General features: G+C 71.3%; 3 protein-coding genes. 1 reads left to right on the forward strand and 2 read right to left on the reverse strand.

What is annotated here, in order from left to right:
• Positions 1-202: 202 nt before the first annotated feature.
• Both STRIP9103_RS22385 and STRIP9103_RS22390 read right to left on the reverse strand, forming a co-directional pair.
• Positions 203-1,204, reverse strand: a complete 1,002-nt coding sequence (locus STRIP9103_RS22385) for an alpha/beta hydrolase (protein WP_009319132.1) — start codon at positions 1,202-1,204, stop codon at positions 203-205.
• A 194-nt stretch (positions 1,205-1,398) separates the two neighbouring features.
• A complete protein-coding gene (locus STRIP9103_RS22390) occupies positions 1,399-2,316 on the reverse strand; it encodes a LysR family transcriptional regulator (RefSeq protein ID WP_009319130.1) in 918 nt (305 codons plus the stop codon).
• 301 nt (positions 2,317-2,617) lie between these two features.
• Here STRIP9103_RS22390 and STRIP9103_RS22395 point away from each other — a divergent pair.
• The coding region (locus STRIP9103_RS22395; protein WP_009319128.1) for a CaiB/BaiF CoA transferase family protein at positions 2,618-5,028 on the forward strand (2,411 nt) is incomplete at its 3' end.

Here is a 5,028-nt window from a genome sequence, read left to right on the forward strand (position 1 = left end):
CACGGACCACGGCCGCGAGCGGCGCCCGTTCCTCGACCAGGCTGTCGAAGTGATCGATGACGCCCAGCGCACTGGCCGCCGCGTCGTCGACGACTTCCAGTCTGCCGATGAGATCACGCACGCCAACCTCCAGAGCCCACTATCGCGCCGACGCCGTGTCGCGGCCAGCCCGGCTTCTCAGTGGGCGGTTCGAACCGCCCACTCAGACCTCGAGGGCGCGCCGCACGAATTCGTCGCGGGTCGCGTTGGAGGCCTGTGACACAGCCGCGTGGGCCGCGACCCCGTCGAATCCGTGGAAGGCGCCGCCCCACATGTGGAGGTCGACGTTCACACCCGCTTCGGACAAGCGCCTCGCATAGGTGAGAATCTCGTCGCGGAACGTCTCTGCCGAGCCGGTGTCGATGTAGGTGCGGGGGAGACCGCTGAGGTCTTCGGCACGGGCCGGAGCGGCGTACGGCGACACGTCGGGTCCGCCGCGCCGCTCACCCAGCAGTGCGGTCCAGCCGTAAAGGTTGGCGTTGCGGTCCCAGACTCCCTCCCCGTCCAGCATGCGGCTGCTGTGCGTCTCGCAGCGGTCGTCGAGCATGGGGCAGATCAGCACCTGGTGGCTGAGCTTGGGGAAGGCGCGATCGCGGGCCATCAGCGCGGTACCGGCTGCCAGGCCGCCCCTGGCGCTTATGCCGGCGATGAGTAGGCGCTCGGGGTCGATGCCCAGATCGGCCGCGTTCTTCGCCGTCCACACCAGCCCGGCGTAGCAGTCCTGCACCGGAGCGGGGTCGGGGTGCTCCGGGGCCAGCCGGTACTCGACCGACACCACGACGGCGTTGCCTTCCACGACGTGGGGGAGCAACAAACCCACCCCCTGCCGACGGTCTCCGACGACCATCCCACCACCGTGAACGTAGTAAATGCCCGCCCTGGGCCCGCTGTCCTCGGCAGGGCTGAGGATCAGCAGCGTGATGTCCGGCGCGCCGTCCGGTCCGGGGACCTGGCGCTCCTCCACCCTCACTGCCCCGCCCGCTGTCAGGTCCACCGGTTCCATACCGAAGTCCCCGTCCGAGAGTTGCCGCATCATCGGGAGGGTCTCATGCGACAAAGGCGGCATCATGCCGGCCATGGCTTCTGCGACGGGAGCGAGTTCCGGGTCGAACGGCGGGCGGGTCGTCACAGCGCCGAGGATGTCTGCCGTCGTCTGGTCGGCCATGGTTCTCTCCTTGCGGGAACGCGACGGGAACGTGTGGCCTCCACTCTCCGGGGCGGGCGCTGGTGGAGAAACCCGCAGGTGGCGGGAAGTGTTCCCGCCGGCCCCGCCAGATGGCGGGGCCCCGGCTCCTCGCAGCGGACGACGAGGCGTTCGGCGTCCAGTTCGACGCCGACCGAGACCCGTGCGGCAGCGGGTCACAGCGGCATCGGATCGTCCTCGTACTTCTGCTTCAGAGCGGCGAGCACCTCCCGCAGACCCGGCACCGTTTCCTCGGCCGCTCTCCGCCACGCGATCCCGGCCCTCAGGGCCATGCCGGGTTCGTCGAGCGGTACCACGCGGAAGGCCGGCGCGGCGAAGACACGTGTGGCGGGCAGATCGTCGTCACCGAGGACGGTGAGGGTCAGTGCGCCGGTGCGCAGCACGTGGGCGGCGGTCTGTACGACGTCGTTGTGCGGAAGATCCACCAGGTGCGTGACACCGGCATTCAGAAGCGCGGCCCTGCTCTCGCCCACCACGGACGGGTGCACCTTGGCCGAGGTCATCAGCACCTGACGGTCCCGCAGGTCCCGCAGGGTCAGCGAGGCGCGGGTGGCGAGTTCGTCGGTCGCCGGCATCACCATGCCGAGGGAGCCACTGGCGATGATCAGGCTTTCCGTGCCGGATGTGCCGGCCGGAAGGTGGACGACGGCGAGATCGATGCGGTCGGCGGTGAGCTGGTCGAGGAGTTCGGACGAGGAAGCCAGGGTGACGGGCAGTTCGACACCCGGAGCGGTCTCGCGGTAGACGGTGAGGACCGTGGCCATGACTTTCGGCGGAGTCAGGGGAGCCGCGCCGAGCCAGCAGCGTGGGACGTCCGGGTGGTCGTGTGCGAGGTCTCGCAGGCCGTCGAAGTCCCGCACCACCGCCCTGGCGCGTTCGCGGAACACCTTCCCGAAAGAAGTCAGCTCCACGTGATGGTGCTCGCGGACGAACAGGTCACGGTCGAGTTCGTGCTCCAGTTCCCGGATACGGCGACTCAGTGGTGAAGCCGTCACATGCAGGCGCTCCGCGGCCCGGCCGAAGTGCAGTTCGTCGGCGACGGCCAGAAAGTAGCGAAGCTGCTGGATGTCCACAGGGCCAGTAGATCACCGGCCCCGCGTCCGCCTCCAGAACCAGCGACGTTGCCGTTTCGGTCACGTGCACATGAGCGAAACGGACGTGTACAGGCGCCCGTGTGCCGGGCCAGGCTGATGCACGGAAACGCGGTGTTCATACGGCCGACATCAGGCCGCCGCAGGTCTCCGACGTGCGCGGGTGCGGAGGTTCGCTCCCCGACCCCGGCGTGATCCCCCTCTGCCCCTCGGCTTCGGGTCGGTCCGCCGTGCCCTGCGTCGGTGCGCGCGGCGCCGACCGGCCCGGCCCAGGAGGCGAACGATGACCGGAGCAGTGACTGGCGGGGACACGTCGGCGCCCCTGTACGGGGTCCGGGTGGTCGACACCACCGATGGACGTGGCGAGGGAGTGGGCCGTTTCCTCGCGGGCCTGGGCGCCGACGTGATCCTGGTGGAGCCGCCCGGCGGCGCGCGTGCCCGCAACCGGGCCCCGCTCCACGAGGGAACCAGCCTCTATTTCGCCGTGCGCAACGCGGGCAAGCGCGGCGTCACCCTCGACCTGGACGCCGAGGGCGGCCGACACGACCTGCGGGTGCTGCTGGACACGGCGGACATCTGGATCGAGTCCGACCGATCCGGCGTGCCGGGCTTCGACTACGAGAGCGTCGCGGCCCGTAATCCCCGCCTCGTCCTGGTCACCGTCACCGACTTCGGGCTGACCGGCCCCTGCGCGGGATACGCGGCGACCGACGCCGTGCACGCGGCCCTCAGCGGTCTCCTGTGCCGTTCCGGTCTGCCCGGGCGCCCACCGCTTCCGCCTCCGGGTTCGATCGTCACCGAGTCCGCATGTCTGCAGGCCGCGTGGGTGGCCCTGCTCGCGCACTACAGCAGCCTTGGGACCGGGCGCGGCGACCACATCGACTTCTCCGTGCACGATGCGGTCACTCAGATCCTGGACCCAGGTTTCGGTATGGGCGGCTCCGCCATCGGGGGCCGACGCGCGGCCGACCTGCCGCCCGGCAGGCCCGCCGCCGGGCATCTCTACCCGATCTTCCGCTGTGCCGACGGCCTGGTGCGCGTCTGTGTGCTGAGCCCGCGGCAGTGGCGCGGGATGCGGGCCTGGCTGGGCGAGCCGGAGGAACTGGCCGACCGGCGCTACGAGAACATCGCCGTGCGCTTCCAGGAGGCCGACCGGATCCACGCCCGGATCGCCGACCTCTTCCGCGACCGCTCCCGCGACGACCTCGTACGGCAGGGCCAGGAGCACGGGGTGCCCATCGCCGCCGTTCTGACCGCCGGCGACGCCCTGCGCGCCGAGCACTATCTGGAGCGCGGGGCGCTCGCGGACACCGAACTCGCTCCCGGCCTCACGGCTCGCGTACCGGCGGGATTCCTGGAGATCGACGGAGCGCGACCGTCCCCCCTGCGCAGAGCCCCGCTGCCGGGTGAGCACACCGACGAGGTCCTCGCCGAAGTGCGTGCGCGCGTCGAGCCGGTACGCGGCGAGACGCGGCCCGAACGCGGCCACCCCTTGGCCGGGCTGCGCGTCCTCGACCTCGGTGTCATCGTCGCCGGAGCGGAACTGGGCCGGCTCCTCGCCGACCACGGCGCCGATGTGATCAAGGTCGAGAACCGCGCCTTCCCGGACGGCGGACGGCAGTCCGTCACCGGCGAGATCATCACCGCGTCGGCGGCCTGGGGCCACCGCAACAAGCGCAGCCTGGGCCTGAACCTGCGCGACCCGGAAGGCGTCGGCCTCTTCAAGCGGCTCGCCGCCGCAGCCGACGTCGTCCTGTCCAACTTCAAGCCCGGCACGCTGGAGTCCCTCGGACTCGGCCCGGACGTACTTCTCGGACTGAACCCCCGTCTCGTCATCGCGGACAGCAGCGCCTTCGGCGCGAGCGGTGCGTGGAGCCGGCGCATGGGATACGGGCCGCTGGTGCGCGCCTCGACCGGGCTGAGCGACCTGTGGCGCTACCCCGACGATCCGGACGGCCACAGTGACTCGATCACCATCTACCCGGATCACGTGGTCGGGCGGGTCGGCGCGGCGGCCGTCGTGGCCCAGTTGGCGCGGCTGCGCCGTACCGGCCGCGGTGGCACCGTCGGCATCGCGCAGGCGGAGATCATCCTGGACGCCCTGGCCGAGCACCTGGCGGGGGAGTGGCTGAACCCCGGATCGCTGCACGCCGGAGCCGTGACCGCCGACCTGGTGGTGCCGTGCGCCGGTGACGACCAGTGGTGCGTGATCGGCATCCGCGACGACGCGGACTGGAACCGTCTGTGTGCGGTGGTCGGACACGAAGACCTGGCCGCCGACCCGGAGTTGGCCCGGCCCGAGGGACGCCGGGCCGGCCGCCGGCGGATCGCGGAGGCCCTGTCGTCCTGGACCGCGTCCCGTTCCCCGCGGGAGGTCACCGACCTGCTCCAGGCCTGCGGAGTTCCGGCGGCGCCGATGCTGCGGGTCCACGAACTGTTGACCGACCCGCAGTTGACAGCCCGCGGCTTCTTCGCCGAGCTGCGTCAGCCGACCCTCGACGAGCCCCTGCCCGCCGAGGCCCGCCCCGCTCACTCGCGCCACCTCGCCGACCCGCCGCAGCGCCCCGCCCCGCTGCCCGCCGAGCACACCCGGGAGCTCAGCCGTGAGCTGCTGGGCCTGTCCGAGGAAGAAACCGACAAGCTCCTCGCCCGAGGAGTGCTGGAGACCCTTGAGGAGACACCGACCGTGAGTTC

Source organism: Streptomyces ipomoeae 91-03 (assembly GCF_000317595.1).
GTDB lineage: Bacteria > Actinomycetota > Actinomycetes > Streptomycetales > Streptomycetaceae > Streptomyces > Streptomyces ipomoeae.

What these genes read in the sequence shown, in the direction of transcription:
- STRIP9103_RS22385 (WP_009319132.1), bottom strand. Translation starts at nt 1,204, where the DNA reads ATGGCCGACCAGACGACGGCAGACATCCTCGGCGCTGTGACGACCCGC.